This window comes from Nostoc sp. CHAB 5715 (assembly GCF_020829685.1).
GTDB lineage: Bacteria > Cyanobacteriota > Cyanobacteriia > Cyanobacteriales > Nostocaceae > Nostoc.
Window position 1 is genome coordinate 1 of record NZ_JAIVFR010000653.1, and the last position, 4,436, is coordinate 4,436.

At 40.2% G+C, this 4,436-nt stretch carries 3 protein-coding genes; all 3 read right to left on the reverse strand.

The genetic code is table 11. The features are described from left to right. On the reverse strand, window positions 1-2,667 hold a 2,667-nt coding region (locus LC574_RS28285; RefSeq protein WP_229456983.1), incomplete at its 3' end, for a Cna B-type. A 207-nt stretch (window positions 2,668-2,874) separates the two neighbouring features. Then, complete coding sequence (locus LC574_RS28290; protein WP_368736745.1) at window positions 2,875-3,831, reverse strand: molecular chaperone; 957 nt, start codon at window positions 3,829-3,831, stop codon at window positions 2,875-2,877. A gap of 48 nt (window positions 3,832-3,879) precedes the next feature. Next, window positions 3,880-4,436 (reverse strand): hypothetical protein (locus tag LC574_RS28295; protein ID WP_306422169.1); only part of this gene is annotated, 557 nt, incomplete at its 5' end.

A 4,436-nucleotide genomic window follows, 5' to 3' on the forward strand; every position in this document is an offset into this window, starting at 1 on the left:
AGAAGTTTTCCGCACAGCAACTTCAATTGGTAACTCGTCTGGGTCTAGTGCAACTACATACACACCTTCTCGCAAGTTACCAACAAAGAAATTACCTTGAGCGTCTATTTTAGCTGCACCCACAGTGCGGCCACGGTTATCGTAAACATTGATAATACCGCCACCAAGGTCTGCACCCTTCCTGCCACCTTGAACAACCATTCGTCCAGCGATCGCTCCTCTGTCTTTGCCAACTGAGCTATATTCAGCTGGCGACACTTTACCGCCAGCAAATGATAAATCTGATACTAAGGATATGGTCAGGCGATCGTCCCCAATGCCACCAAAAATGTTTCTATTTCTAGAGGGGATGCCTTGATAATCAATTGAGGCGAACAATCCTGGCAGTATCCGCATACTAGCGCCTACAACCGGCCCAACTTCTCCATCTCTATATCCTAGTCCTAAGCGCCAACTCAGACCTGAAATGCTAGGAGAGCTATAATTCAGTCCCAAAGTGTAACGAGTTGCTAAATCACCACCAGATTCAGTCCCGAACGATAGTAGATAATCACGGCTTAGATTATAACCAAAATCTGTTGAATAGACATCACCAAAAGAGTTAAAAGATAGTCTGCTGTTTCTTGTTGGTTGATAGAACGCGTTGAATGAATAGTTGCCAAAATAATCTGGTGTACCTCTCAAAGACAAATTAGACAATGGGCGCAATGAAAAAGTCGGCAGAATGTAAGTACTCGAATCACTTTGGTTTTGGTAACTGCGGGCAATCAAGCCTAAACTAAAGTTATTACTGAATTTATATCTGACATCTAGAGCATTGTTCCTGCGATCGCGTGACTGATCATTGCTGCTAAAATAGCCTGTTGGATATAATTCAGAAACTCCCAAAATTTGCCAACGAGCCAACTGAATATCCAAATTAGCCGTATAACCTAACTCACTTTTAGAAGTACCGACATTTGCTGATAAAATTACAGGACTTGCTAAACGCCAAGCAAAACCTGCCTGCGCTTGTGTACTATCAGGTAATAATTGTGCAGAGCTTTCCAACGTTAAATTATCAGAAATACCCTGGCGTATCTGATAAAATCCAGCGAACTGGCCTGATTGAGTTGAAGGAAAATCATCCAGTAAATTATTTTGGATATAGTTACCAGTTAATCCTATACCGGCTAGCTGCACATTACCGCCGGCTGGTAACAATAAATTTGAAGCATTGAGTCTTAAAGAACGAACTTCTGTAGGTACGCTAAAATTATTGCGGTCAAATACAAACAGTTCAATTTCATTACTTTGACCCGTGGGCAAATTGACACCGGCAAATTCGTATTCTCCACCTAGTCCTACCTGCTGTTGGGCAACCACAACGCCACTAACTCTTAACTGAACAAAACTGGCTGGGGGAACTACACCACGAAATGTTTGTATAGGTTGGGAACGTCTTGGTAGAAGCTCATTAGCACTAAAACTTGTATTAAACCTGTCAGCAGGTAGATTAGTATAACCAATCTGCACTCCCGTCAAATTGAGATTAGTAGCTAAAGGATTTAACCCAATTTGTTGGCGACCTATTTGATAAAGCAGTCGCCCTGAGCGTTTAAAGTAAAAATATTCACTTAGCTGGGGCTGGTTAACAAAATCATTCTCTAAACGTAACCGCCACGCACCACCTCCCAAACGCCCACCCAAAAGAGAAGAACTACGCCAGTTTGTATTACCAGAATTACTGTAATAATTTAACTCTTGCCGGAAATTAGATAAACCACTGCTAGGAGGTCTAACTTCAGGCTTGAGGTCAATTGCCTGATTTCTAGATTCTCCACTACCTCTGCGCCAAGCTAAATCAACATTCAAAGCTAAATCTGAAGTTTTTAGCTCTATCTCAGTAAGTAATTTCTCTTTTAGGAAGGTATCACGAATATAAGTAATACCATTAATTTTTTTCAAGTCTGACTCTGTAACAGTTACTACACCTAAAGGTGTTTTCAGTTGGGTTTTGCCAGCATCAAGATTTTCAACCGTAAATCCAGCAATTTCGGCAAAATCAGACAGTGGAATTAATAAAATTTTCCCCTCTGGAATAACTTCTAAACTCCCAACTTCCTGTCCATTAATGAATACTGCCACTAATAAATTTTTACCCTCAGCCAAGATATTATTAATGGGAGTATTTGTTGGAGCAGGATTGTTCTTATCTGTTGAAGTTTTTAAGGCATCACTGCTACTATAATTGGGAGTAACTACATTGTTAACCTTTTGTTCCTTGTCAGGAGACAGCGTATTTTTCGCATCATTATTCTGAGCAGCATCCCTGATATCTCGTAGAGTACTTTTGATGTCACGAATAGCTGAATCTTGGGAGGCTGCTGATGGTGTGGTACTTTGAGCCACAACCTGTTGACTAAGTTGTTTAATGTCAGAATCTAGAGCATTTTCAGTAGTTATGTTACTAGCTGTAATGCTTTTATTGTCTACCTTGCAAGAATGCTGTGATTTATTCGTGGAAAATTCAGGTGGTAATGTTTCTGGTGGTGAAGGAGTTGCAATTGCTGCGGCAACTGTTCTATGTTCTTGACTAACGCTGGTATCTAATTGCGTTTTACAAGAGCTATTCTCTGACTGTATAATTGTGATTGCTGGGGGAGATGCTGAAGGTTGGAAAAACATAAATGAAGTACAATAATTTGTATAGTTAGCCTAAAGAAGTTCCCGGCTACAAATCATTTCTGGGAAGATAAAAAACTTGGTTAGCGAAATTTCAGCTTTTGTAAACCCAAAAACTAAAACACATTCAATTTGCACATCTAAATTCCATAAAACTAGTGGGGTGGGCAAGATGCCCGCCCAGTTCACGTAATTTAAATGTGGAATAGTTTATCTGCGATGCTGAGGATTTTTGAGAGAATTTCTCAATTTTTGAGAAGCAGGCTGAGTTTGAGTCCTGGCATTATTAGCCACTGGAGCATTCACTGGCACAGTAAAAGGTATGCCTTTTTTAATCGCTACACCATTCAGTTGCCCATTGATATCCAAAACGTAGCTACCAGGGGGTAAATTTTTAGTGATTGGTAGCGAAACTCGACGACGGCTATCAGGCAAAATTGGTGTTGTAGGTAAAAATCCTGCATCCACTAAAGGCTCAGTCTTTTTGACCTCTGGTTTTTCTAAATTAGCTATGGGTTTTGTTGCCTCAGCACCTGGATATTTAGCAGCCGGCCAAATAGCATATTGACCTTTCATCTGCACAGATGCGTTACCTTGGCTAGAAATATCAAATACGGCATTGAGAGCATTAGGTTTAGTATTGACACTCACAGAGTTTAATACACCAATTCTCTTGACATCTCCTACATAACCGTATATTGCAACTCCTAGTTTGCCGATTAAAGTTACACCCTTTGTGCGTGAAGTAGTCCGGGGTATTTCTTCAAAATAAAGTACTGCCCGATGTTCACCTGATTGGGGCTTAACTCTAGGACGAATGGCGAAACGAACGGTTTGTGAGCCACCTGGTGGAATTATAAATCTAGAAGGAGTAAAAACAATCCATTGCTCTAATGATTGCTCTTTAGGAGGAACTATTTGCACTTTATTTTCCTCATTCATCATCCAGGATTGTGCATAAACCTTAAGTTCAACTGGTTGAGAATCAAGATTTAAAACACGAACAGCTTGAGAACGTGTTTTGTTGCTGTTCATATTTATGTCAAATCTTGGTGGACTCACACCAATATTAACAGCCGTTGCAGGAGGTATACTTAGAGCTAATGCTCCCATTACACCCAAGGCAATATTTATTGATTTTGGCAACATCTGGATTAAATTTTTCACTTGAAAACACACCATAAAGTAACTATTTTCTCAATTCAAGTAGAGAAATTAACGGCGATCTACTACTACTGCTAATTCTCCAGCATATTGACCTGCAACTTGGGTACCAGAAATGTCCATTTTTAATCGGAATCCGCCTTGTACCAAAGCTGTATTAGTATTGGGATCGCGAGAAATTTCTATGATAGGCAACGGCTCTAGAACAACTTGAACCACAGAACTAGAACGCTGTTCACTGCTAACTGCATTACTCTTGCCATTTTCGGCTTTCATCTCATAAGTGGCATAAAGTAAATTCACTTGCTCAACAGGAACACGCATCTGCCAAATACGAGGAAATTCCCGAAAAATCAAGGTATTAAATTGGGGAGGTGCTAATAAATCTCCTGGATTAGTCACTGACTCACTTTTGGTAGTAACAGAAATTTCTGAGTGTGTGATGGGAGGAATTCTCAGCTTTTGGGGAGTTGCTAATTGATAAATCTCTGTGGGTTCAACTGTAGAGATGAATTGTGCCACAGTCCGTGTTTGTGGATAGGCTAACATAGCGATACTAATAGCTATGGAGTTGAGCAGGTAACGTTTGCAACTCTTATTTGGATGCC